The organism is Christiangramia marina (assembly GCF_048285865.1).
GTDB lineage: Bacteria > Bacteroidota > Bacteroidia > Flavobacteriales > Flavobacteriaceae > Christiangramia > Christiangramia marina.
The window spans coordinates 12,754-38,415 of record NZ_JBLVTK010000001.1 but is presented as its reverse complement, the minus strand read 5'-3'; the positions used below and the strand labels follow the sequence as shown (position 1 = coordinate 38,415).

At 38.6% G+C, this 25,662-nt stretch carries 23 protein-coding genes; 17 read left to right on the top strand and 6 right to left on the bottom strand.

Annotated features, from left to right (window positions below):
• From ACNKXS_RS00175 to ACNKXS_RS00105, 15 genes are all read left to right on the top strand, one after another.
• Positions 1-790: acylneuraminate cytidylyltransferase family protein (locus tag ACNKXS_RS00175; protein ID WP_417919112.1), on the top strand; the 790-nt coding region annotated here is incomplete at its 5' end.
• Positions 787-1,845 (top strand): N-acetylneuraminate synthase family protein, encoded by a 1,059-nt coding sequence (locus tag ACNKXS_RS00170; protein WP_417919111.1) that lies wholly within the window; start codon positions 787-789, stop codon positions 1,843-1,845. The genes ACNKXS_RS00175 and ACNKXS_RS00170, both read left to right, overlap by 4 nt.
• Before the next feature lies 1 nt (position 1,846).
• The gene (neuC, locus tag ACNKXS_RS00165) at positions 1,847-2,971 is read left to right on the top strand and encodes a UDP-N-acetylglucosamine 2-epimerase (protein WP_417919110.1); all 1,125 of its coding nucleotides are present in this window, start codon (positions 1,847-1,849) and stop codon (positions 2,969-2,971) included.
• Positions 2,972-2,974: 3 nt separating this feature from the next.
• Positions 2,975-4,414, top strand: coding sequence for a hypothetical protein (locus ACNKXS_RS00160; RefSeq protein WP_417919109.1), 1,440 nt, complete (start codon positions 2,975-2,977; stop codon positions 4,412-4,414).
• The gene (locus tag ACNKXS_RS00155; RefSeq protein WP_417919108.1) at positions 4,411-5,478 is read left to right on the top strand and encodes a glycosyltransferase family 4 protein; all 1,068 of its coding nucleotides are present in this window, start codon (positions 4,411-4,413) and stop codon (positions 5,476-5,478) included. Before ACNKXS_RS00160 ends, ACNKXS_RS00155 begins: the two co-directional genes overlap by 4 nt.
• A 9-nt stretch (positions 5,479-5,487) precedes the next feature.
• Positions 5,488-6,636: a glycosyltransferase family 4 protein gene (locus tag ACNKXS_RS00150; RefSeq protein ID WP_417919107.1), complete on the top strand. Its 1,149-nt coding sequence runs from the start codon at positions 5,488-5,490 to the stop codon at positions 6,634-6,636.
• A complete protein-coding gene (locus ACNKXS_RS00145) occupies positions 6,633-8,180 on the top strand; it encodes a glycosyltransferase family 2 protein (RefSeq protein ID WP_417919106.1) in 1,548 nt (515 codons plus the stop codon). The genes ACNKXS_RS00150 and ACNKXS_RS00145 overlap by 4 nt, the downstream gene beginning before the upstream one ends.
• A gap of 2 nt (positions 8,181-8,182) precedes the next feature.
• Positions 8,183-9,205, top strand: a complete 1,023-nt coding sequence (locus ACNKXS_RS00140; RefSeq protein WP_417919105.1) for a glycosyltransferase family 2 protein — start codon at positions 8,183-8,185, stop codon at positions 9,203-9,205.
• Positions 9,202-10,170 (top strand): glucosamine inositolphosphorylceramide transferase family protein, encoded by a 969-nt coding sequence (locus ACNKXS_RS00135; RefSeq protein WP_417919104.1) that lies wholly within the window; start codon positions 9,202-9,204, stop codon positions 10,168-10,170. The genes ACNKXS_RS00140 and ACNKXS_RS00135 overlap by 4 nt, the downstream gene beginning before the upstream one ends.
• A gap of 9 nt (positions 10,171-10,179) precedes the next feature.
• On the top strand, positions 10,180-11,286 hold the full coding sequence (locus tag ACNKXS_RS00130; protein ID WP_417919103.1) for a glycosyltransferase family 4 protein: 1,107 nt from the start codon (positions 10,180-10,182) through the stop codon (positions 11,284-11,286).
• Positions 11,283-12,350 carry a glycosyltransferase gene (locus ACNKXS_RS00125; RefSeq protein WP_417919102.1) on the top strand — a complete coding sequence of 356 codons (1,068 nt, stop codon included), beginning with the start codon at positions 11,283-11,285 and terminating at the stop codon, positions 12,348-12,350. The genes ACNKXS_RS00130 and ACNKXS_RS00125 overlap by 4 nt, the downstream gene beginning before the upstream one ends.
• Positions 12,351-12,400: 50 nt before the next feature.
• Positions 12,401-13,741 carry an O-antigen ligase family protein gene (locus ACNKXS_RS00120; protein WP_417919101.1) on the top strand — a complete coding sequence of 447 codons (1,341 nt, stop codon included), beginning with the start codon at positions 12,401-12,403 and terminating at the stop codon, positions 13,739-13,741.
• 37 nt (positions 13,742-13,778) lie between these two features.
• Positions 13,779-14,711 (top strand): glycosyltransferase family 4 protein, encoded by a 933-nt coding sequence (locus ACNKXS_RS00115; RefSeq protein ID WP_417919100.1) that lies wholly within the window; start codon positions 13,779-13,781, stop codon positions 14,709-14,711.
• Positions 14,711-15,715, top strand: coding sequence for a glycosyltransferase family 4 protein (locus tag ACNKXS_RS00110; protein ID WP_417919099.1), 1,005 nt, complete (start codon positions 14,711-14,713; stop codon positions 15,713-15,715). Before ACNKXS_RS00115 ends, ACNKXS_RS00110 begins: the two co-directional genes overlap by 1 nt.
• Positions 15,716-15,754: 39 nt before the next feature.
• Positions 15,755-17,149 (top strand): sugar transferase, encoded by a 1,395-nt coding sequence (locus tag ACNKXS_RS00105; RefSeq protein ID WP_417919098.1) that lies wholly within the window; start codon positions 15,755-15,757, stop codon positions 17,147-17,149.
• Between the two features lie 125 nt (positions 17,150-17,274).
• On the opposite strand, the gene lnt is transcribed toward ACNKXS_RS00105, so the two are convergent.
• Positions 17,275-18,870 carry an apolipoprotein N-acyltransferase gene (lnt, locus tag ACNKXS_RS00100; protein WP_417919097.1) on the bottom strand — a complete coding sequence of 532 codons (1,596 nt, stop codon included), beginning with the start codon at positions 18,868-18,870 and terminating at the stop codon, positions 17,275-17,277.
• Positions 18,871-19,009: 139 nt separating this feature from the next.
• On the opposite strand from lnt, the gene ACNKXS_RS00095 reads away from it, so the two are divergent.
• The gene (locus ACNKXS_RS00095) at positions 19,010-19,759 is read left to right on the top strand and encodes a CDP-alcohol phosphatidyltransferase family protein (RefSeq protein WP_417919096.1); all 750 of its coding nucleotides are present in this window, start codon (positions 19,010-19,012) and stop codon (positions 19,757-19,759) included.
• Here ACNKXS_RS00095 and lptB read toward each other — a convergent pair.
• Genes lptB through ACNKXS_RS00075 form a run of 4 tightly spaced genes read right to left on the bottom strand, consistent with a single transcriptional unit; the run spans position 19,756 to position 22,679 of the window.
• A complete protein-coding gene (lptB, locus tag ACNKXS_RS00090; RefSeq protein ID WP_026914497.1) occupies positions 19,756-20,496 on the bottom strand; it encodes an LPS export ABC transporter ATP-binding protein in 741 nt (246 codons plus the stop codon). The two genes, ACNKXS_RS00095 and lptB, sit on opposite strands and share 4 nt — an antisense overlap.
• Positions 20,497-20,535: 39 nt before the next feature.
• Positions 20,536-20,883 (bottom strand): carboxymuconolactone decarboxylase family protein, encoded by a 348-nt coding sequence (locus tag ACNKXS_RS00085; protein ID WP_298247515.1) that lies wholly within the window; start codon positions 20,881-20,883, stop codon positions 20,536-20,538.
• Positions 20,884-20,886: 3 nt separating this feature from the next.
• A complete protein-coding gene (tatC, locus tag ACNKXS_RS00080) occupies positions 20,887-21,714 on the bottom strand; it encodes a twin-arginine translocase subunit TatC (RefSeq protein WP_295180979.1) in 828 nt (275 codons plus the stop codon).
• The gene (locus ACNKXS_RS00075; protein ID WP_295180981.1) at positions 21,714-22,679 is read right to left on the bottom strand and encodes a KpsF/GutQ family sugar-phosphate isomerase; all 966 of its coding nucleotides are present in this window, start codon (positions 22,677-22,679) and stop codon (positions 21,714-21,716) included. Before ACNKXS_RS00075 ends, tatC begins: the two co-directional genes overlap by 1 nt.
• An 84-nt stretch (positions 22,680-22,763) precedes the next feature.
• Here ACNKXS_RS00075 and ACNKXS_RS00070 point away from each other — a divergent pair, with 84 nt between their 5' ends.
• Positions 22,764-24,959: a RecQ family ATP-dependent DNA helicase gene (locus ACNKXS_RS00070; RefSeq protein WP_417919095.1), complete on the top strand. Its 2,196-nt coding sequence runs from the start codon at positions 22,764-22,766 to the stop codon at positions 24,957-24,959.
• A 61-nt stretch (positions 24,960-25,020) separates the two neighbouring features.
• On the opposite strand, the gene ACNKXS_RS00065 is transcribed toward ACNKXS_RS00070, so the two are convergent.
• Positions 25,021-25,623, bottom strand: a complete 603-nt coding sequence (locus tag ACNKXS_RS00065) for an outer membrane beta-barrel protein (RefSeq protein ID WP_417919094.1) — start codon at positions 25,621-25,623, stop codon at positions 25,021-25,023.
• Positions 25,624-25,662 lie beyond the last annotated feature (39 nt).

Below are 25,662 nucleotides of genomic sequence, written 5' to 3'. Positions count from 1 at the left end.
CACTCAATATTTTAAGCTGAAGTTTTCCATACATTACTTTATATTAAATAAAACTACTTTCTTTAACAAAAAGTCTGCACAAATTTCCAAAAGTTTTTTAGCTATGCAAAATAACTTAAAATATCGAAGTTTAGCTATTATCCCGGCTCGCGCCGGTTCCAAAAGATTACCCGGAAAAAACAAGAAAGTCTTGGGTGGTATTCCGTTAATTGAGCATAGTGTAAATTATGCGAGTCTCAACCCTGATATCATAGATAAGATCATTATTTCTACAGACGATCCTGCAATTAAAGGCTTAGGTCTTACTGAAGGTATTCAGGTTATAAATCGTCCTGCGTGTATTGCAGGAAATAACGCAACCACACTTTCTGCACTACAACACGTTCTGGAAAATATAAACGAAACTTATGATTTTGTTATTTTACTGCAACCAACAAATCCCTTAAGGCCGAAAAATCTTTTAATTGATTGCTGGAAAACTATATTGGATACAAACTCTGAAAGTCTTTTTACTGTAAGTAGAAATCATAGAAAATTCGGCAAAATTGAAAACGATAATTTTAAGCCATTCAATTATACCTTTGGTCAAAGAAGTCAGGAGCTGGAACCGCTTTATTATGAAAACGGACTTCTTTATATTGCCAAAGCTGATATGATTAAGAATGGGAAATTAATGGATGAAAACAGTTTTCCTTACATTGTGGATCATCCATTTGCAGAGGTAGACATAGATGAACAGGTAGATTTCGACTATGCTGAATTTTTAATGAACAGAATAGATAATCAATGAATCCTTCAATTGAAATTGCAGGTCGTAAAATTGGCCAGGATTTTCCGCCTTTGGTCATTGCAGAAATAGGTATCAATCACGAGGGTTCTCTCAAAATTGCCAAGGAAATGGTAGATGCGGCCAGGAGGGCTGGGGTAGAAATGATCAAGCATCAAACTCATATCGTGGAAGATGAAATGAGTAGTGAAGCCCGTGAAGTCATTCCGGGAAATGCTGATATTTCCATCTACGAGATCATGAAGCGTTGTGCATTGAATGAAGAGGATGAACTTGAGCTTAAAAATTATGTGGAAAAGCAAGGAATGATCTTTATAAGCACTCCATTTTCAAGAGCTGCAGCCAACAGATTGCAAAATTTTGAGGTTCCGGCCTTTAAAATTGGCAGTGGTGAATGCAATAACTATCCTCTTTTGGAACATATCGCTAACTTCGGTAAACCTGTTATTTTAAGTACCGGTATGAATAATATCGAAGCTATCAAAAGGGCCGTTGCGATTTTTGATAAGGCCAGGGTTCCTGTGGCCTTGCTTCATACCACCAACCTATATCCAACTCCACCACATTTGGTAAGACTTGGAGCTATGCAGCAATTAAGCGCAGCATTTCCTAAAAAAGTTTTCGGCCTTTCTGATCATACGCTGAATAATAATTCCTGTTTGGCAGCGGTTGCTTTAGGAGCATCGATCCTTGAACGACATTTTACCGATCATCTGCATCGAACCGGTCCCGATATCGCCTGTAGTATGGATGAAGAAGCCTGTAAAAGTTTAATAATTGATAGTTCAGAAATCGCTCTGATGAGGGGTGGAAGCAAAAAAGCTTCTGAAGAAGAACAGGTGACCATAGATTTTGCTTTTGCTTCCATTTGTACTATCAAGCCTGTAAAAGAAGGCGAAATTTTCACCAAAGATAATATCTGGGTAAAAAGACCGGGAAAAGGGGGGATTGCTGCTTCTGCTTTCAGCGAAGTTATAGGAAAAAAAGCTTCGAGAAATATTAGCAATGATCGCCAGCTACAACCTTATGATATTATCGATTTTAAATTAAAGTTTTAAAATGAAAAAAGTGCTATTCCTTACCGGGACCAGAGCAGATTTTGGTAAAGTAAAACCACTAATCCAGATCCTCGAACAGGAACCAGGATTTGAAGTATTCCTGTTTATAACTGGAATGCATATGCAGTACGAGTATGGGTTGACACTTCTGGAAATAGAACGCTGTAACTTTTCCAATATTCATACATTTCAGAATCAAACGAAAGAAACGACGATGGATCTTAGCCTGGCAAAAACCATCGAGGGTCTTTCACAATACGCCACCCATGTTCATCCAGATTTGATCGTAGTACATGGAGATCGCATAGAGACTTTAGCCGGGGCAATTGTAGGCTCTTTAAATAATATCCTGGTTGCACACATTGAGGGTGGAGAGATCTCTGGTACCATAGATGAACTGTTGCGACACAGCGTATCCAAATTAAGCCATATCCATTTTGTGGCTAATCAGGAAGCCGGATACCGTCTTATTCAAATGGGCGAAATTGAGGAATCGATTTTTGAGATAGGTTCGCCGGATATTGATGTAATGGCTTCGGAAAAACTACCAGATATTCAAACCGTAAAAGATTATTATGAAATTGAATTTGGTGAATATGCCATACTACTATTCCATCCGGTTACTACTGAAATTGAGGAACTACAAAATCAACTAGATGTACTAATGGATACTCTTCAGGAGAGCGATAAAAACTTTGTCGTAATTTATCCTAACAATGATCTTGGAAGTTCCAAGATCATTTCCCAATATAATCGTATACTCAAACCAGATCATCGCTTCAGGATTATTCCTTCCCTTAGATTCGAATATTTTCTAAGCTTACTTAAAAATTGTGAATTCATCATAGGTAATAGCAGTGCAGGTGTAAGAGAAGCTCCATTTTATAATATTCCTGCGATCAATCTTGGGAGCAGGCAAAATAACCGAAGCAAAAATTCTGAAATAATCAATATAGATTATAGTAAAAAAGAAATTCTGAAGGCTATATCATCTGCCACTAAAAGTGTAGCGTTTGATGCTTCGATAGAGTTCGGTAAAGGAGATAGCGCTGTATTATTTCTGAATACCTTAAAAAGTAAGCAAATATGGGATTTAAATCATCAGAAACAATTCAAGGAAATCTAGCGAATGTCTGCAAATACTACCCATAAAGGAAATTCAAAAACTTGTCAGCAAACCCTTGGCCTGGTGATCACTGACGGGGTAGGATTTCGGAATTTTATACTCAGCGATTTTCTAAAACAGGCAAAGCAAAAGTTTGCAAGAGTAGTGATTTTTTCTGCGCTTCCAAAAAAGACCTACAAGGATGTTATTTCTTCTGATATCATAGTATTTGAACTTCCCACTACCCAGGAAAAAGGGACAACCTGGTTCTTTAGAAAAGCCAAGGAAATCGCCCATCTTCGTAACAATGCCGCTGGCAATTTCGGGATTGAGGATAATTTGAAGACCAATTACAACGGTGGTTCTTCCAGAAGAGCGAAACTTACCAGGCTAATTTACCAGGTAACCGTAAAATTACATTCTGAAAAATGGATCGGGAAATATTACCGGCTTCAGCAAAAGAGCTTCGCAAAATCGGAGACAGTCAAAATATTTGAACAAGCTCTCTTGGAGCTAAATCCATCTGTATTGTTTTTCACCCATCAGCGCCCGCCTTATATTGCACCCTTGATCTTTGCATCAGAAAAAAAGGAGATTAAAACCTGTAGTTTTATTTTTAGCTGGGATAACCTGGCTTCAAAAGGCCGAATGGCTGGCGATTTTGATCATTATCTTGTCTGGAGCGACCTAATGAGAAGTGAACTCCTTCAGTTCTATAAGAAAGTTTCCAAAGAGCAGATCAGTATCGTAGGAACGCCACAATTTGAACCTTATGTGATGAATCAATACAGCAGTTCGAAAGAAGAGTTTGCCACTCGCTTTGATTTAGATAAAAATCTAAGCACCATTTGCTTTAGTTGTGGTGATGTCTCCACTAGCGCCAATGATCCAATTTATATCGAAACGATTGCGGAAGCTATTCAAACCAATCAATTAGATAAATCAGTAAACTTTCTGGTTCGTACATCTCCTGCGGAAGAGCCACACAGGTTTCGATATGTAGCGGAGAAATTTTCATTTATAAAATGGAACTATCCGCAATGGAAACAAACCAGGCAGGATCATGCAGAGCTTTGGTCCCAGCGTGTTCCTACCAAAACAGATCTGCAAGACCTGCGCATGATCCTGGAATATGCAGATCTTGGCATCAATATGTGTTCTACCATGAGCCTTGATTTCATGCTTTTCGATAAACCTATCATTAATCCGGTATTTGGGAATACGAAAAACGGACTTTATGATGATCAGCGATTTCTGAAATATGCTCATTATCAACGGGTCGTGGAAAGCGGTGCCGTAGCAATTGCTAAAACTGCTGAAGAATTGATCGAGGCGATAAATTTTAGTCTGGAAAATCCAGAGGCGAGATTAACAGCGCAACGCGGGCTTATCAAGCTGCAGATTGGCAAACCCCTAGAAAGTACCAGTGAAGGAATTGCAGAAGCATTAAAAACACTGGTATGAAGCAGGTGGCGGTAGTATGCAATTACAAATTGAATCCTTCCCGAATAGGCGGGATGGACCGTTTTTTCGTTGCTTATGATCGAAAATGTAAAGCGCAGGGATGCGTTGTCAAATGGTTTTTTTCTGGCGGTAAGCGATTTAGTTTTTATAAAGATCTGGATATCGAAATTTGCCCAGACTTTTCGGTAGAAAATTGCTTCTTAAATTTTCAGCGTAAAGAAAAGCGGGAATTTGACTTTATAGTGACTCATTTTGTAGAATTGTGCACGTCGTTTTTTAGAGAGGTTAAGAACAATGGGCAGCCTTATATCATTTCTGTTGATCATAACCCAAGACCCTTAAACGGTTTTCCAATAAAAAAGAGATTGAAGAATAAACTGAAAGGCAGGCTTAATTCAAAATATATCGATCGCTTTGTTGGAGTTTCAAATTATACGCGAGATCAAATTCTAAACGACTATGGTCACGGGCTTCGTTCTAAAACTGAAGTGATCTACAATGGTATTGACACAGGTGTTTATAAAAAACGTACTGAAGAAAACTTTGGAAAATTTATTGTGGCTTCGCATTTAAGACCTTCAAAAGGAATACAGGATCTGATCCATGCCGTAGCTATCCTGCCGACAGAATTTAAAAACATGATTGAAATCGATATTTTCGGTGAAGGTCCCATGGAACAGGAGCTGAAGGAGGTGGTAAAAAACAGTAATTTGATGGAGCATTTCAATTTTAAAGGAAGTTCACCAGATCTGCCAGATCTTTTTCAGCATTATTCTTATATGCTTCAGCCAACATATATGGAATGTTTCAGTTTATCTATCCTGGAAAGCCTGGCTTCCAACGTTCCGGTGATTACCACTCCGGTAGGGGGAAATACAGAAGTCATTGTTGCTGGACAGAATGGATTTATATTTGAAGCCGGAAATGTGCTGGAGCTTTCAAAAATGATCGAGGAAATACTTGCGAAAAAAAAGACTATTTCAAAACCTGTTCACAAAGTAGTGGAAGAAAACTATTATCTTGACAAAATGGTGGGCGACCACGCGGCCCTTTTAAACCTGTGATTCTAAATCATGCATATAGCTTACCTGACTCCAGAATACCCACATCCCCAATCTAACTCCTCTGGTGGTTTGGGAACAAGCATCAGTAATATGGCTAATGCCTTGATAGAAAAGGGTGTAAAAGTAAGTCTGGTAATTTACGGGCAGGAAACGGATAGTGCATTTAGGGAGAATGGTATTGAGTTTCATTTGATAAGACAACGAAAATATAAATTTGGAGGCTGGTTTTTTTACAGGAAGTATATCCAAAACTATCTGAATCGAATTTCCAGTGAGAACCAAATAGATTTGATAGAAGCTCCTGATTGGACGGGAATTACTGCTTTTATGGTTTTAAATGTTCCAGTTGTGATTAGAATGAATGGAAGTGATGCTTATTTCTGTAAGTTGGATTCTCGCAAACAAAAATGGAAAAATCGATTGTTTGAAGGATTAGCATTAAAAAATGCAGATGCACTGGTATCCGTCAGCAAATTTACGGCAGAAATAACCAGGGAAATATTTGATCTCAAAAAGCGTATTATCATCATTCCAAATAGCATTGAAGTTGGCAAATTTAACTCAGGAAATATGTCGAAAACCAACAATCAGGTCTTGTATTTTGGAACTATCATCCGTAAAAAGGGAGTGTTGGAGCTGGCAGAAATTTTTAATAAAGTGACTGAACAAAGACCGGATACTAAGTTTATACTTCTTGGGAAAGATAATATAGATGTCTTTGAAGGCAAATCAACTCTCGAGCTTTTTCGAGAAAGATTGACCGCAGATGCAACTCGAAATTTTTCACACATACAAGAGGTCAGTTATAGTGAAGTGATTCACTATTTACATTCATGTAGATTGGTGGTGCTGCCAAGCTTTGCGGAAGCTTTACCAATGACCTGGTTAGAGGCCATGGCTATGGAGAAAGCTTTAGTAACTTCAGATGTTGGCTGGGCACCAGAGGTAATGGAAAATGGAGTGACCGGTTATACCGTAAATCCAAAGGATCATGATAGCTTTGCTGAAAAAATTGTAAACTTTTTAGACAATCCTGAATTAAGAAAATTGATGGGGAGAGCAGCTAGAAAAAAAGTGGAGCAGGATTTTGCTACAGAAGTGGTAGCTCAACAGAATTTGGAATTCTATAAACAGGTTTTAAAAAGATCAACTAAGTGATCATTATCAGTCATCATAGGGCAGAGGAATTAGTTAGTGTGAGCAGAAATGCTGAGGAACTGAGCAATTTCACTGGTGATCTTACCCAGGTTTTCTGGCAACTCTGTGACAAATTTCCTGAGGATCTCATTATATGGAAAGAGGACAGCGTACAGTTTGAAGAGCATAATATTTCTCACATCTTCCCGCACTCTTTAATCATGGCGTCTTACCCTGTCGCGAATTATTTTATTGGAGATGAGATCGGCTATGTTGACCAACTTCCTTTTATAAATCCAAAGCTGGAGGTAAGATATCCAACCTGGAGGATGAGCACCGATGTTGGAGGTATCTACGGAAAAACAGCACAGCAATTTGAGGGTAGATTTAAACATATTAAAAGCTTTGGTTATTTACTAAATTCCATGGCGAAAACTGGTCAGCAAAATTCTCTTTTTTGTTATAGTGATCCGGCTCTCGTACAAAGTAAGCTAGAGAATAAAAAACTACCAACTCGAAATACTTCAGTTCTTTTCAGTTTCGTTGGTCAGCATTACAAAAAAGTTAGGCTTCTCATCTTGTTCTTCTGTTTTCTGAAATATGAAAGAAAGTTCCCTTTGATTTCGTTGCTGAAGGCTCTATTTAAAACATCTTATTTCCGCCTGAATGTAGAACTGCCCCAACCTAAGTTACCAGAATCCAACAACATTCCTGATTCAGAAATAATTGATGTGATCATTCCTACACTGGGCAGACCGCAGCACCTAAAAAATGTTCTGTTCGATCTCAGAAATCAGCAAATGAAACCTGAAAAAGTGATCATTGTTGAGCAGAATCCAAACTCTAACTCAAGTTCAGATTTGAATTATTTGAAAACGGAAGAATGGCCATTTCAAATCATACACCATTTTATTCATCAGACGGGTGCCTGTAATGCCAGAAATTTAGCATTGAAGGAAGTTAAATCAGATCTTGTTTTCTTTGCAGATGATGATATTCGGTTCAACGAGCGTTTATTGTATGACACTGTTCAAGAGATTAATAAGTATAATTTACCAGCTATTCATTTAAACAGTTTACAAGAGGGTGAGGAAGTAACTTTTCAAAAGATGAAGCAATGGGGAGGATTTAGTACATGTTCGTCCATCGTACGCTTTGAGTTCGTTAAGAAAGTTAGTTTCTCACTGGCTTTTGAACATGGATTTGGAGAGGATTATGATTATGGGATGAAATTGCGAAATCTCGGATGCGATATTATCTATCATCCTCAGATGATACTGAAACATCTTAAAGCTGGCTCAGGAGGATTCAGAGATGTTATGCAGGATGAAAAAATAGCTTCTTTTCAAAAGCCTAAGCCATCTCCAACATTTATGGTGTTGGTGAATAGACATTATAATAATATTATGCGGAGAGGATATAAAGTAAATTTGTTTTTAAAATTCTATTCCAGGCAGTCGGTAAAAAACCCAATACGGTATTTATCAGTGATGAAAAGAAGATGGGAGATAAGCGAGCAGAAAGCTATGGAACTGCAACAACAATCCAATTGCACAAGAAGATAGAGATGAACTTAGCAAAACTGAATTTTAACCTGATCGTTTGCACCTATAAAAGAGCAGAGTCCCTGCTGAGGTTGCTGAGATCTGTACAAACTCAGTCACTCTATCCAAATCGTATCTTAATCATCGATGGATCGCCTGATAATAATACGGCTAAGATGCTAGAAGCGAATCAAATTCTTAATCTTGAATATTTTAAGGTTGATGAACATGATCGAGGTTTGACCAGGCAGCGAAATTATGGAATAAAAAGACTTAATATAGATTGCGATATTGTTTGCTTTCTGGATGATGATGTTATCCTGGAGAAAGACTATTTACGCAAAATTATTGGAACTTTTATTCTTATACCTGAAGCTCTGGCAGTTTCAGGATATATCAGTAATGATGCAGACTGGCAGAAAGTTGAAGATGCTGATGAAACTGATAAAGACCTGTTTACCTACGACGGTTGGAGCAGAGTGGAAGGATCAAGGTTTGGAATGAGAAGAAAATTCGGGCTGGCTCCAGATAAAGCACCAGGAATGATGCCCGATTTTTCTCATGGATATTCGACTGCATTTCTACCTCCCTCGAATAAGATCTACGAAGTGGAAATGATGATGGGAGGAATATCTTCTTACCGGGTAGGCATCTTTAAAAAATTATCATTTTCAGAATATTTTGAAGGTTACGGACTTTACGAGGATGCCGATTTTTCCCTTCGACTGGCCAAAAAGGGAAAGCTTTTTGTAAATACTGCGGCCAGTTTAGAGCATCATCATGATACCGCTGGTAGGCCAGATGTTTTTAAATACGGTAAAATGGTATTGCGTAATGGATATTATGTCTGGCGTGTTAAATATTCCAATCCCTCTTTAAAAGCTACACTAAAATGGCATGCCACCGCTTTGCTGCTTACTAGCATTAGGTTCTCCAATGTTCTTACCTCAAAAAGTAAAAAAGAAGCTTTCTTTGAAGCTGCAGGTCGTTTAAGTGGATGGTTCAGTCTATTTATTAATGCCCCAAAACCTACAAGCTATCAATGAAAAAGCTTCTACTGGTCTTTTTTTTTATTATAGTTTCCGGAATATTATTTCTGAATTATAACTATCCCTTCTTTACAAGCAAAATTGGAAGATGGTCTGTAGGATTTTCTTTTGTTAGCGCATCTTTGGAAAAACCGAATATCGATGACAAGAATGTAATCTCTTATGCGGAAGTGGATACATTCCTGAATTCTGAAGGATATTATATAGCCGATCCTTTTTTCATCTATGAAAATAATACCTATTATTTGTTTGTGGAATTAAAAGGGCAGCGTAATGCAGATATTGCGCTGTTTACTTCTGCTAACGGTATGGATTATGAGTACGAAGGAGTAGTTATAGATGAGGAATTCCATGTTTCCTATCCTCAGGTTTTCAGGCATAAAAATAAAATTTACATGCTGCCGGAAACCAAGCAAAGCGGAAATGTTATGCTTTATAAAGCCATAGATTTCCCGACGAAATGGCAAATTTCAGATACCTTGATCAAAAATCGCAGATTAAAAGATGCAACAATTCTTTTAGAGAAAAATCTAATAGTAGCGGTAGGCGATCATATGAATCAGCTGTTTTTTGAGAGTGATTCGTTGCACGGGGAATGGAAAGAATCGAAAAGATTTGATGGTCCTAGGGGAAATGAAACTCGTCCCGGCGGCCGCTTTTTTAAGTTTCAAGATGATTGGTACTTACCTGTTCAGGATCGTACTTATGGTTATGGCTCAGGAATCTCGATCTACAAATTGAAAGAGTCTATGCAAACAATATCTTTAGAACTTGTAGAAAAAAGATTTTTACAAAAAGTACCAGAGGTGGAATGGTTCAATCGCGGGATGCATCATTTAGATATTCAACCAGTAGGAAACCGATATTATACGGTTTATGATGGAGATCGTAACCTGAATGGTGAGCAATCCTTTCAAATTTGGCGTACATTAAAGTATAATTTTTACGATCTTTTCAACTGAAAGTGGTTTATGAAATTTGCGATCATTACCTATATTGAACACGTTGCATATAATGGAAAATTTTATTCGTATGAACCTTATATGAGTGAAATGAATATATGGTTAAATGGGGTTGATGAATTTATGGTTCTGGCTCCAAAAATTAATCTCAAACCATTAGCTGGTGAAACCGCTTACATTAAAGATCCTGTGTTTACTGAGGTACCTTCACTCAATTTTAAAGGATTAACCAATATTCTATTATCACTTTTCCGGACTCCATTAATTTTGATCAAGATATACAGAATCTTTCTGGAAGCAGATCATATTCATCTACGCTGTCCTGGTAATATTTCGCTTTTAGCTTGCATCATTCAGGTCTTTTTTCCGAAGAAACCAAAAACTGTAAAGTATGCAGGAGACTGGGATCCTGAGTCAGATCAACCACTTAGTTACAGACTTCAGAAATGGATCCTGAATAATCGCTTTCTATCCCGCAACATCAAAGTTCTGGTGTATGGTAATTGGAAAAATCAGTCAGATAACATCATTCCCTTTTTTACTGCAAGCTTTTCCGAAGAGGAGATTGCTCCGGTGAATAAAGAATTTGATGGGACTTTAAAATTCATGTTCGTAGGATCCCTATCAGAGGGAAAAAGACCCTTAATTGCAATTAAACTGGTAGAGGCATTAATTTCACAAGGTGTTGACGCAAGTTTAAAAATCTATGGAAATGGGGTTTTACTGAAGGAGCTTGAAGATTATATAAAGAATTCAACGTTTTCAGAAGCTATTAGCATAGAGGGTTTTAGAAACAAGAAGGAGCTGAAGCAGCGTTATCGGGAATCACATTTTCTTGTTCTGCCTTCCAAATCTGAAGGCTGGCCAAAGGCAGTAGCTGAGGCTATGTTTTTTGGCTGCATTCCTGTTGCCACCAACGTATCCTGTGTTTCCTGTATGATGGGAGAAGGGGAAAGAGGTATTATTATTCCTGTAGATCTAGACCAGGCAAAAAAAATTATTTTGGATAAACTGGAAAAAAGAAATGAATTGAAAGTGATTTCAAAAAATGCGCAAAAATGGTCGCAGCAGTATACATTGGAACGATTTGAAACCGAGATCAGGAAATTTTTATGAAAGTTATACAGGTGATCGATACGCTGGATGCGGGTGGTGCAGAGCGAATGGCCGTAAACTGTGCAAATGCGCTTGCTGGTAAAATTGAAGCTTCACATATTTGCTGTACGCGTAGAGAAGGACTTCTTCGCAATGAAATCAAAGCTGAGGTTGGATTTCTCTTCCTGAACAAAAGATCAAGTCTTGATCTCTGGGCTTTCAGAAAATTACTGAAATATGTCAAAAAACATCAAATAAGTATTGTCCATGCTCATAGCACATCTATTTTTCTCTGTACTCTACTTAAAATTTATCTGGGTAGCAAAATCCGATTAGTCTGGCATGATCACTACGGTAAAAGTGAGTTCCTTGAAAATAGGCCGAAAACAATTTTAAAGTTATTGTCTGGGTATATCAATGGGGTGATCGCTGTAAATCAAAAACTGGCAGAATGGTCGAAAATTCACCTTGAGTGTTCTCACATTCAGGTAATTCGAAATTTTATTCTTCCGAAGACCAGGAAACCCCGAGGTTTTACATTACTCAAAGGTTCACCAACCGACTTTAAATTTATTTGCGTGGCGAATCTTCGTCCACAAAAAGATCAGATCTCTCTTATTGAGGCATTTGAAAAACTGGACTTGGGGAATGTAAGTCTGCATCTTTTAGGTAAAAACTTTCAGGACGATTACAGCGTGCGGGTTCTCCAAAAAATCGAAAATTCCGAGCTTAGGGATGCTATATTTTACTACGGAAGTCAGGTAGATGTCGATGCTTATCTTAATGAGGCCGACGTGGGAATTCTCTCCTCCATTTCTGAAGGATTACCCCTTGCTTTACTCGAATATGGTTTAGCCGGTTTACCTGCTGTTTATACCAATGTAGGGCAATGTGCCGAAGTAATGGGAGATCATGGAATCCAGGTGCCATCCAACAACCTTGCTGCATTATCTGCGGCAATGAGAGCGATGTATATGGACCCAGATTTGAAGCAGAAAGCCCTATCTTTTCGCGATCATATCGAACTAGAGTATTCTGCTTCCAAGAATGTGACGGAAATTATCGATTTTTACCAAAGTTCTTAATGTTGTAATAAATAAAGAATAATCAATTGGCGATCAAAAAAATAAATTATATGTCCTATTTACAATTCGTGCTAATGCATGTTTTGATAGGATTTGTAATTTATTTTCAGAGATCATCTGCTTCCATTTTACTGCTCGCTACCTGGGTGGGCTTGTTTTTCTGGATCATTTTAAAGAACAACCGGAATAATGAGGCGTTAATGGCAGCAGCTTATATCGCCGGAGCAGAGGTGTTTTACAGAATGAATGGAGCCATGATCTTCTATGAAACCGGTAAATACTCGGTCATTCTTTTTCTTTTAATTGGAATGTTTTATAAAGGCACCTCTTCTAAAACGGTACCTTTCTGGATCTATTTGCTGGTGCTTTTTCCCGGAGTGGTAGTGGCTTCTTTTACTCTCGATTATGATGTGGTATTTCGAAAAGCAATAGCATTTAATTTGAGCGGGCCTGTTTGCCTGGGTGTTTCCGCCCTTTACTGCTACTACAAAAAAATCACATTCGATCATTTCAACTATGTGTTGCTCTTGCTGCTGTTACCTTTGGTTGCTAACTTATCATACTTATTTTTCTATACCCCGAGTATTGGTGAAGCATTAATGACCGGAACCAATTCTAATTATGCCACATCTGGCGGGTATGGTCCCAATCAGATATCAGCTGTGATGGGATTAGGAGCATTCCTGGTTTGCACCAGGTTATTCGTTTTTAAGGACCGGGTCATGAATTTAGTAGATGTAATTCTATTGGCGTTATTTAGTTACAGAGCGATTATAACCTTTTCTCGAGGTGGTGTGCTAACAGCAGTCATTTGTATTGCTACCTTTATTTTAATTTTCTATCAGAAACAAAACAACTTTCAGAAAAGTTCACTTGCGAAAAAATTTATATTCTTACTTTTGTCGGCTGTAGTTATATGGAGTTTTACCGCCATTAAAACAGAAGGTCTAATTACCTACAGATATACGAACAGAAATGCTGCAGGTGAGCTAAAATCTGATATCACTACCGGTAGAGCTGAATTGATTGAGACTGAATTGCTGGCATTTTATGATAGTCCGGTGATTGGAGTTGGAGTAGGGAAGGCTAAAAAATTCCGTAGTGAAGAGGCTGGGACTGAGACGGCATCGCATAATGAAATCAGCCGATTGCTTTCAGAACATGGGATGCTTGGTCTGGTAGCTTTGTTGATACTTATTAGCGTTCCCATCGTATTTTGGACAAAATTTAAAAATAATTATTATTTCTTAGCATTTATGGCATTCTGGTTTTTAACCATTAATCATTCTGCCATGCGTATCGCCCTGCCTGGTTTCGTGTATGGCCTCGCCTTATTATATATAGTTGATGAAAAAAAGGATCCTGTACATAGGAAACGACTTGCGCATTAATAGTTTTACCGTTACATATATTTCTTTTTTCAGTAAAATGTTAAGGAAGGAAGGTTACGAGGTCAAAACTGCATCGACGCGATCCAATAAGGCTTTGCGACTTACTGAAATGCTTGGGCTGATCGCACGTTATAAGAATAGCACGGATATTGTTCTTATCGATACCTACGGAGCCCTGAATTTTTATTATGCTTATCTGGTTGGCAAGGCCTGCCAATTATCAAATCTTGAATATATTCCTATTTTACATGGTGGAAATCTTCCGGAACGACTGGAAAGATCTAAATCATTTAGTGAGAGTCTATTTGGGAATTCAAAGGTTAATGTAGCACCCTCGATGTTTTTAAAGGATGCTTTCGAAAAACATGGCTTTCAAAATACCAGGGTCATTCCTAACGCCATCAAAACGTCCAACTACCCGTTTAAAAGGCGGGATAATTTTCAGCCTAAATTACTGTGGGTAAGACGTTTCCAGGAGCGATACAATCCTATTATGGCTATCGAAGTATTGAAGATCATCTCTGAAAAATATCCACAGGCAAGTCTTTGTATGGTGGGCCCGGAAAAAGACGGGACGATGAAAACCTGTAAGAAACTTGCGGAGAAATATGATCTTGATGTTCGTTTTACCGGAAAATTAAAGAAGAAATACTGGTCCTCTTTATCTCAACATTATGACTTTTTCATTAACACCACCACCGTGGATAATACGCCTATAAGTGTTATAGAAGCTATGAGTCTTGGCCTGGTGGTAGTAAGCACGAATGTTGGTGGAATGCCACAGCTGATTGATCATTCCATGGACGGAGTCCTGGTGCAGGATCGTTCTGCTCAACAAATGGCTGTAGCTATTCAGGACATTGTGGAAAACCCGGAAGTAGGGGTATTACTCTGTAAAAATGCTAAAGGTAAAGTAGACGAATTTGACTGGAGCTGTGTAAGAGATGACTGGAATCAAGCTCTGGCCTGATGCAGAGAATTCTTTATATAGGCAACAAACTTGAAAAATTGGGGAGAACTCCAACGGCAGTTGATACCATACCAGATTTGCTCAAAGCTGAAGGTTTACAAATTGTATCGATCTCGACATTTCAAAACAAATTTCTGAGACTTCTAGAGATGTGCCTTTATTGTTTATTTGGTAACTATCAAAAGGTTCTTATTGATACCTATAGCACTCAAAATTTTATTTATGCAAAATTCTGCGGGAGTATAGCCAGGTTAAGAGGAAAAGACTATTATTTTGTTTTACATGGGGGTAATTTATCGAACAGGCTTAGGTCCTCTGGCACTTACGTAACAAATCTATTTCAGAAAGCCACAAAATTAGTGGCTCCTTCAGAGTACCTTTATCAGCAGTTTGATGAGCTTGGTTATCAGAATCTTGTTTGCATTCCTAATGCTGTTCCTCTTCAAAATTATACTTTCCGGCATCGAATCCATATTAATCCAAAATTGCTTTGGATTCGCTCGTTTCAAGAACTTTACAACCCCAAACTAGCCATTCTGGTACTGGAAAATTTATCAGATCTTTATCCAGAAAGCGAACTTTGTATGGTAGGACCTGATAAGGATGGGAGCCTGGAAGAACTTAAGAAGTATGTAAAAGAAAATAACCTGAAAGTTAGCTTTCCTGGGAAACTTTCTAAACCTGATCTAATTTCGCTATCTGTGGATTACGGCATTTTTCTAAATACCTCCAATGTGGACAATACTCCGGTGAGTGTAATCGAAGCCATGGCGCTAGGCCTTCCAGTAGTTTCGACGAACGTAGGTGGTATGCCATATTTAATCCAAAATGAAGTAACCGGTCTCCAGGTACCTCCAGGTGATTCTAAAGCTATGAGCGATGCTTGCATTAAATTGATATCTGAGCCTGAATTTAGCGCTCAACTAGCTAAAAATGCCAGAATCCAAATAGAGAACTTCGATTGGGAACGAGTTAAACACCAATGGCTGGATTTGCTAAGCTAAAAGTTCTATATTTATCGGCACATTACCAGCCCTGCCGCAATGTCGAAAAAGCCTATTTTTCATTTTGAAATCTCTGAGCGAAAGTTTCTATTAAAACTTTTCGATATTCTCTTTGCCTTACTTTCTCTTACTATTGTCGGAATAATTTTTCAGTTTGACTACTTCAGAATTAATTCTGATACCTGGACATGGACGCTGGTATTTATAGTTTATCTCAGTTTCTTCGGAAATGTTTTCGAACTTTATGATCTTCAGAAGGCAGATCGGTTTGACAGTGTGTTAAAAAACGTCCTGCTAACTACCAGTCTTACGGTACTGTTCTATATGTTAACGCCGTTTCTCACTCCCAGTTTGCCGGAAAACCGACTGCAGATTATCTTTTTCTTTCTTTCCGTAGCCATTTCACTGCTTATTTGGAGGTCTCTTTACATCAGCCTGATCTCAAGTCCCAGATTCTATAAGCGGGTGCTGGTGGTGGGCGATTCATTCGATATTAAGTTGATTGCTGAATCCCTGCAAAAAGCTGATCCTAATTATTTTGTAGTTGGTTATATCAATACCGATGAGACTTTAAAAACTGATATAGCCAGAGCAGATCTTTTAAGATTTGAAGTAGAAGAACTTGTGCAGACGGTCAAGGATGAACACATTAGTGAAATTGTTGTGACCAGTGCATTTCAACGTGGTTTGATGTTGCCGCTTTACAATCAACTAAGCACACTTCAGAAGCAGGGGTTTTCTATTCGTGATTATTCGCAGGTGTATGAGGAGATCACTCAGAGAATCCCGGTTCAAAATGTAGACAAGGACTTTTATCGTTATTTCCCCTTCAGTAGAAATCACCAGAATAAATTTTACCTGCTAGCCTTTCGAAGCTTTGATATCATTGTTTCCATATTCGGAATACTAATCGGAATAATTCTTAGTCCCTTTATCATCCTCGGAAATCTCATCGCGAATCGAGGAAAGACCTTTTACTTTCAGGAACGGGTTGGAAAAAATGGGGAGGTTTTCAAGATCGTAAAGCTGCGAACTATGAATAAGGATGCGGAGATTTCAGGACCACAATTTGCTCAGAAAAAAGACCTGAGGGTTACCAAATTTGGCCGATTCCTGCGTAGATCAAGGCTGGATGAAATTCCGCAGTTCTACAATGTGTTACTTGGAGATATGAGTTTGATCGGTCCCAGACCTGAGCGTCCCGTCTTCGTGGATGAACTTTCAGAACTTATTCCGTTTTATGATACCCGACATATCATTAAACCCGGCTTAACCGGATGGGCGCAGGTGATGGCTAACTATGGAGATTGCTATGACGATAGTCTTGAAAAACTTCAGTATGATCTCTACTATATCAAACATCGCGGAATCTTTCTCGATCTGAGTATACTTTTAAAAACTTGTAGTACGGTACTATTCTTTAGAGGACAGTAAAAGTTAGAGGTTGTCTGTTATAAGTTCTGGGTTGTCGAATGATTATTAAGTGTAGCTAGTCTGATGTTAGTTGTTTGTTTTCAGTTGAAGTGAAAATGGAAAGAAGCTGAAAACTTCCTTCTCACTTACGCAGGTCTTTTCCTGTTATATTTTACTACGGAAAATAAGAAGATGAATAGAGCCAGAAACTGGGCAATTCTTGCCAGATAATCTCCGTATTGCGAGTAAAAGGTAAGCTCATTCTGGATTCCTACTCGCCCTGAAATGCTGCCACGCTCCTCATAGGCCAGAGTTTTTAAAATATCACCACGGGAATTTATGATTGCTGAAATTCCAGTATTGGCGCTTCTTGCCACATATCTTCTATTTTCTATAGCACGTAAGCTCGCGTAACTTAAATGCTGCTGGTGACCCTGTGTGTCACCCCACCATGCATCATTGGTAATAATACTTAGAAAATTCGCTCCGTTTTCTACATACCCGGTTACATATTCTCCGTAAACCGATTCGTAGCAAATGATTGGTGCAGTTCCCAGAGAGTCCTCAAAATAAAGCACTTCCCGCTCTTCCTGCGTGGTTTTCATGGCAACCGTACCTCCAAGATCGATCATTACATCTCCAAGTATTGGTTTTAAAATATCCTGGTAGGGAAAATTCTCTACACCTACGACCAGTTTCGATTTATGGTATAATTGTAAACTATCTGAATGATCACTGATCATAAACGCCGAATTATAATCATCATACCAATCCTTAGGACCGATTCTATTGGATTGTCTACGGACTTTCCCTGGATCATTGAATCTTTCATACAAGGTAATACCTCCCATGAAGGATAATTCATCGTCCAGTCTGCTTATTTGCTCTCCATAAAATACTCCTTCAGAATTGATGAGGTTTTTCAACTGAGTGCCATCAGCAAAGACAGTTTCCGGAGCAATGATCAAATCTGTTTCTGGGGTCACAGCTTTAGCAGATAGTTCAAGTAGGAGCTCCCCGATCTTTCGATCTGTAGTATTATATTTTTCGGTATAAGGATTAATATTTGGCTGAAGGATGACCACATCTATAAATTCCTCAGGTTCCTCGTATGTCCAGTATAGGAACCCAGAAATTAGCATTGGAATACCAATAAGCAACAAGACCTTTACCGCGGCCCTTGCGATGATTGCTTTGTCTTTAAATTCACGATATGACAAAATGGATTTGAAAATCGCAATGTTCAGGACCCATACCCATAGTGTTCCTCCAAAGGTTCCTGTAAATTCATACCATTGAATCCATGCTGGAACTTCTGAAAATACGTTTCCAAGATTAAGCCACGGCCAGGAAAAGTCCCAGTTCAAGTGTATCTTCTCAAACACCATCCAGATGCTAATAAGGAATGCTGAAGCAGCTTTAAACCCAGTTCTCTTGGCTACAATATGATATAAGAGAAAGACTATAGACATTAAAAGCGAATTTGCCAGTACGGCGAAAACTCCACCAAATGGAGTCGAGTTGTAGATCCACCAGGTAGTTATCACATTCCAGATAAAGAAAGTGAGATAGGAAAGAGCAAAAACTTTCAGATTGACCTTGCTTTTAGAATAGTTGCGAATTTTAAATTCAGCATAAAGCAGTGGAACGAAACCTAGAAATATGAAAATTGGAAATCCATAAGTTGGCCAGGAAATTGCCAGAATGATCCCGCTAAGAAGCGCCAGAAGAAAGTTTTTCATAGATGCTGAAGTCTGCTCAAAAATAATAAACTTATACAGGAATCATTAAATTTAGCCGACTTGCTTTTCATATAACAGTATTTTTAGAGGCTTTTAAATTCAAAATGTTAGTTTAGTGGATTCTATTTAAAACAGTCAAATGGGCTTAAAAAAACATGTTCCAAATCTAATTACTTCTTTAAACCTGCTTTCTGGTAGTATCGCAGTTATTTTTGCTGTACAGGGAAACCTGGTGCTTGCTGCTATATTTGTAGCTGCAGGGATCTTTTTCGACTTCTTCGACGGGCTGGCTGCTCGTGCGCTTAATGTAAAAAGTGAAGTAGGACTACAACTGGATTCTCTGGCAGATGTCGTTACCAGTGGAGTAGTGCCGGGAATCGTAATGTACCAGTTGATCATTAAAGCTTTACCTTCGAGCGGTAGCTTATCTACCGACTGGAATTCTTCAGAATTTGATTTGAACCTGCAACCCTTCGCGCTTATTGGCTTACTAATTATTGTAGCTTCAGCCTATCGTTTGGCAAAATTCAATGTCGATGATCGCCAAACCGACTCTTTTATTGGTCTTCCAACTCCGGCGAATGCTTTATTAATTCTAAGTTTACCACTAATTCTTACCTATGAATCTGTTCCAATGATCAGTCAATTGATCCTGAACGAATGGTTTTTGGTTGGATTAACGATCTTAAGCTGTATACTTCTGAATGCGGAATTACCATTATTCGCGCTAAAATTTTCAGACTGGGGATTTAAAGAAAATAAATTACGTTACTTCTTTATCATAAGTTGCCTCTTACTCATAGTATTCCTGAAGTTTATAGCAATACCAGTAATTATACTGCTCTATGTAGTACTTTCAGTAATATCTAATAGAAAAGCAACAGCTTAGTTAAAGATCTTTTTCTTTCTAAGCTCGAAGTTCTGTCCAAGGTATACTTTACGTACCATTTCGTCCTCGGCCAGTTCTTCCGGCATTCCATGCTTTAAAATGCTACCTTCGAACATAAGGTAGGTCCTGTCGGTAATGGCAAGGGTTTCCTGCACGTTGTGATCGGTAATGAGAATACCTATATTCTTGTCTTTTAGTTGAGCAACAATTCTTTGAATGTCCTCTACCGCCACTGGATCGACCCCGGCAAATGGCTCATCTAAAAGAATGAAATTTGGATCTGTAGCCAAAGCCCTGGCGATTTCTGTTCTTCGGCGTTCACCACCACTCAAAAGGTCTCCCCGGCTTTTTCGTATATGGCCAAGTCCAAATTCTTCAATAAGCGATTCCATCTTCATTAATCGCTCTTTCTTTGAAAGTTTGGTAAGTTCCAGAACGCTTAGAATATTGTCCTCGATACTAAGCTTCCTGAAAACCGAAGCTTCCTGGGCAAGATATCCAATTCCGTGCTGTGCACGCTTGTACATGGGGAATTTGGTAATGTTCTGCTTATCCAGAATAATGTTCCCGCTATTGGGTTTGATTAATCCTACGATCATATAAAAAGAAGTGGTTTTACCAGCACCATTCGGTCCAAGTAACCCCACGATCTCTCCCTGATTAACTTCCACAGAAATACCTTTTACAACATTTCTTCCTTTATAGGTTTTGATCAGATTTTCAGCGCGTAGTTTCATAGTCTCAATTTATTCTGAATAAGCAGAAATTGTTCCGTTTTATTCCTGGGCTTCCAAAGCTTCCCAATATTCGTAAGCACGTCTTAAGTGAGGGATCACGATAGTTCCGCCAATAAGAGTACCAATGCTCAGGGTTTCCATTACTTCTTCCTTAGTGATTCCTTCATTATAACTCGCTTCCAGGTGATATCTTACGCAGTCATCACAACGCAATACTGTAGATGCAACCAGTCCAAGTAATTCTTTTGTTTTTTTATCCAGGGCACCTTCAGCAAATGCATTGGTGTCCAGGTTAAATATTCTTTTTATGATCTTATTATTATCACCAAGAATCTTATCGTTCATCTTGGCACGGTACGAATTAAATTCGTCCACTTGATTTGTCATAGCTTAACTTTTTAATTTTTCTTCTTCTTTTTTATACATGAACTTTGAAATGATAATACTCACTTCATAAAGTATCAATACCGGAACCGCAACAATGATCTGACTCACAATATCTGGCGGAGTAATTACTGCCGAAAGGATAAGTACGATCACCAGGGCATACTTTCTATAGGTTTTCAGGAATTGTGGTGTTACAATACCAACCTTGGTTAAGAAATAAATAAGTATAGGAAGCTCAAAAATTAATCCTGAAGCTATTACTGTTGTTCTTACCAGGCCTATATAATCACTTAAATCGAACTCATTTAGAACAATGTCACTTACCTGATATTTCCCAAGGAAGTTTATTGACAAAGGCGTGATCACATAGTAACCGAAAAGGACTCCTATAAAGAATAGCATGGAAGTCACAAAAATAAAGCCTTTAGCGTGTTTACGTTCTTTCTCATGCATTGCAGGAGCGACAAACTTCCAGAACTCATAAATAATGTAAGGGAATGCGATGATAAAACCTGCGGTAATGGAAGTCCAGATGTGTGCAGAAAACTGTCCACCCATCGTTCTACTTTGTATGGTAAAAGGAAGCTCTTGAAAACAGAACCCACCGTCAAAACCAAGCGCTTCAGAAACTTTGCATAACATACTATAGGACCAGAAATCACCTTTGCTAGGTCCAAATAATACAACATCAAATATGAAACTTTTCAGTAAAAAGGCAACAGTGGCTGCGATTACTACAGAAAGTACTGCACGAATCAAATGCCATCTTAGTTCCTCAAGATGATCTAAAAAAGACATTTCCGGTTCTTCCTGGGGGGCGATTCTTTCCATTATAAAATTCCTTCTCTTATTAAATTGTGCAGGTGAACAACACCCGTATATTTTCCGTTCTCGACAGCCAGTAGCTGTGAGATCTGGTTCTTCTCAAGAATTTCCATGGCCACAACAGCCAGAGTATCCTGTTCGATCGTTTTTGGATCGGCACTCATGATATCCCGTGCCTTTAATCCTTTTATTTCTCCGTGATCCTTCAGCATTCTACGAATATCACCATCTGTGATGATCCCGATGATTCTATCGTTTTCCAGAACTGCGGTTACACCAAGCATTTTTTCTGAAATTTCAATGATCACATTAGCCACATCGGTTTCCGCAGAAACCATAGGCACCATATTTTGAGATACGATATCGCTAACTCTCAAATATAGTTTCTTACCTAATGATCCTCCCGGATGATATTTGGCGAAATCTCTACTGCTGAAGCCTTTTAAATTCAATAAACATACAGCAATAGCATCACCAATAACCATTTGTGCAGTTGTACTAGTAGTCGGAGCGAGATTATTAGGACAGGCTTCCATCTCTACATAACTATTTAGAACATAGTCTGCCTGTTTCCCAAGAAATGAATCCTTATTTCCGGTGAGTCCTATAAGTACATTATGAAAATTCTTAATGAGTGGCACTAAAACCTTTATTTCAGGGCTATCTCCACTTTTGGAAATACAGATCACCACATCATTATCCTGGACGATCCCAAGATCTCCATGGATCGCATCTGCCGCATGCATAAAAATAGATGGAGTGCCAGTTGAGTTGAGAGTGGCCACGATCTTATTGGCGATTATGGCACTTTTACCAATACCGGTGACCACAACACGACCTTCAGACCTGTAGATAACTTCTACCGCCTTAATGAATTCTTCGTCAATGTAATTTTCGAGATTCGCAATTGCTTTGGCTTCGTTGGAAATGGTTTCTTTCGCTGAAGAAATGATTTGCTCGCTAAGTTTCAAATTAGATTAAATTAAGAATTGCAGGTACTAAAGAAAACCGTATATTTAGTTATACAAATGTATGTAAAATTGTAACACAATTGAATGGGTTTGACCGAAATTGATTTACACAAAGAACTGAAGAAGTACTTTGGTTTTAGTCAGTTTAAGGGGCTTCAGGAAGATGTTATCACCAGTATCGTAAATGGCCATGACACGTTCGTTGTTATGCCAACGGGTGGAGGTAAATCATTATGTTATCAGCTCCCTGCACTAATACAGGATGGAACAGCGATCGTTGTTTCCCCACTTATAGCTTTAATGAAGAACCAGGTAGATGCTATTCGTAGTATCTCTTCGGAATATGGTATCGCCCATGTTTTGAATTCCTCTTTAAACAAAACAGAAGTAAACCAGGTAAAAGCAGACATCGATAGTGGTGTTTGTAAACTTCTCTATGTGGCTCCGGAATCACTGACCAAGGAAGATTATGTGGATTTTCTGAAGCATCAGACGATCTCGTTCCTTGCTGTGGATGAAGCACACTGTATAAGTGAATGGGGACATGACTTCAGGCCGGAATATCGAAATCTAAGACATATACTTCAGCGTATTGGCGATAATATACCGGTCATCGGACTTACCGCCACGGCTACTCCCAAAGTTCAGGAAGATATTCTGAAGAATCTGGGAATCACAGATGCTAATACTTTTAAGGCAAGTTTTAACCGACCTAATCTTTATTACGAGGTACGGCCAAAAACCAAGAATGTTGATGCCGATATTATTCGTTTCGTTAAAAAGAACGATGGCAAATCGGGAATTATCTATTGTCTGAGTAGAAAGAAAGTGGAAGAGCTTGCTCAAACACTTCAGGTAAATGGCATTAAAGCCGTTCCTTATCATGCCGGCCTGGACGCAAAAACACGTTCCAGACATCAGGATATGTTTCTTATGGAAGATATCGATGTGGTGGTGGCAACCATCGCCTTTGGAATGGGGATCGACAAGCCAGATGTTCGTTTCGTGATTCACCATGACATTCCCAAAAGTATAGAAAGTTATTACCAGGAAACCGGTCGTGCCGGTAGAGATGGTGGTGAAGGTCATTGTCTTGCGTTCTACAGTTATAAGGACATTGAAAAACTTGAGAAGTTTATGAGCGGTAAACCTGTCGCAGAACAGGAGATCGGCCATGCACTATTACAGGAAGTGGTTGCTTTTGCTGAAACTTCCATCTCAAGAAGAAAATTTATACTGCATTACTTTGGAGAGGAATTCGATTCTGAAACCGGGGAAGGAGCAGATATGGATGACAATGTTCAGAATCCAAAGAATCAGCATGAAGCCAAGGATGATCTTGAGCTATTGCTGAAAACCGTTAAAGAAACAAATCAGTTATATAAGTCAAAGGAAGTGGTGCGCACGCTCATTGGAAAAAGCAATGCTGTCATTCTTTCTCATAAGACCGATGAACATCCTCTCTTCGGAAAAGGAAGTCACCAACATGCTGGTTACTGGATGGCACTTATCCGCCAGGCTTTAATCGCAGGATTTCTGAAAAAGGATATTGAAACCTACGGGGTGGTAAAACTCACTAAGCGTGGTGATGAATATCTGAAGATTCCGATGTCATTTATGATGACCGAGGATCATGTTTTTAATGATAGTACTGAAGAAGTCGTTGTACCACAAAAATCTGCAAATACTGTGGATGATCAGCTGGTAAAAATGCTAAAGGAACTTCGGAAGAAAGTTGCCAAAAAGAAAGATCTGCCTCCATTTGTGATCTTTCAGGATCCATCTTTGGAAGATATGGCTCTTAAATACCCGATAAGTATCGAGGAATTAGGGAACATTCACGGAGTAGGTGAAGGAAAGGCCAAAAAATACGGAGCAGATTTTGTAGATCTTATCTCTAGATATGTTGAGGATAACGAAATTGTAAGGCCTGATGATTTTGTGGTGAAATCTACAGGTGCTAATAGTGCTTTGAAACTATTTATCATCCAGAGTGTAGACAGGAAATTACCATTATCAGATATTGCTTCGGCAAAAGGTATGCAAATGCCCGAATTCATCAAAGAAATGGAAGCGATCGTCTATAGTGGAACCAAATTGAATATTGACTATTATCTCGATGATATTCTGGATGAAGATCAACAGGAAGAGATTCATGAATATTTTCTGGAAGCTGAAACCGATAAGATCGATGAGGCGATGGAAGAATTTGATGGAGACTATGATGATGAAGAATTGCGATTATACCGAATCAAGTTTATAAGTCAGGTAGCGAACTAACATAAAAACCCGGAATCTCTTCCGGGTTTTTTATTACAATATTCCAACTATTGATTCTCATCTAGAGTGTATATGCTATACTCAGGATCCATTGTGATGGTCTTGAATCTATAGTGAAACCACTATCGGCAGCAAGATTTCCACCCAACGCCTGGTTATCCTGGAAAGCTCCTTCATATCGAACATCGAAACCAAGCCTGCCTAAATCAAGACCTGCTCCTAATTGATATCCCACACTAATTTCATTTTCAACATCACCAATACTTAAATTCGTGTTTTCCAGCTCATTTTTCAGAATATATTGAAATGCCGGACCTGCTTTGATATTTAAAGGTCCTAGCACATTTACTCCTAGAAGTACAGGAGCATCTATCTTCTGAAGCTTATAATCAAATTGTGAATACTCGGTATTCATTTCTGTATAAACCAATTCCGGGCGTAGAAAGATTCCCAGTATTTCGAACTGACCAAAAAATCCTGCATGAAAACCGGTCTTGTTTTCTCCATCTTCAAACGAACTGCCAAAATCATCGGTTAGACGGCTAATAGATTCGTATTCTCCGGTTGCACCGTAATTTAATCCACCTTTGATCCCAAAACTTGCATCCTGTGCAGAAATATTCAGTGCACCGATCATTAGTGCAAACATCATTAACTTTTTCATAGATCTAATTTTATCTTATTTAAGGCACTATAACGCCAT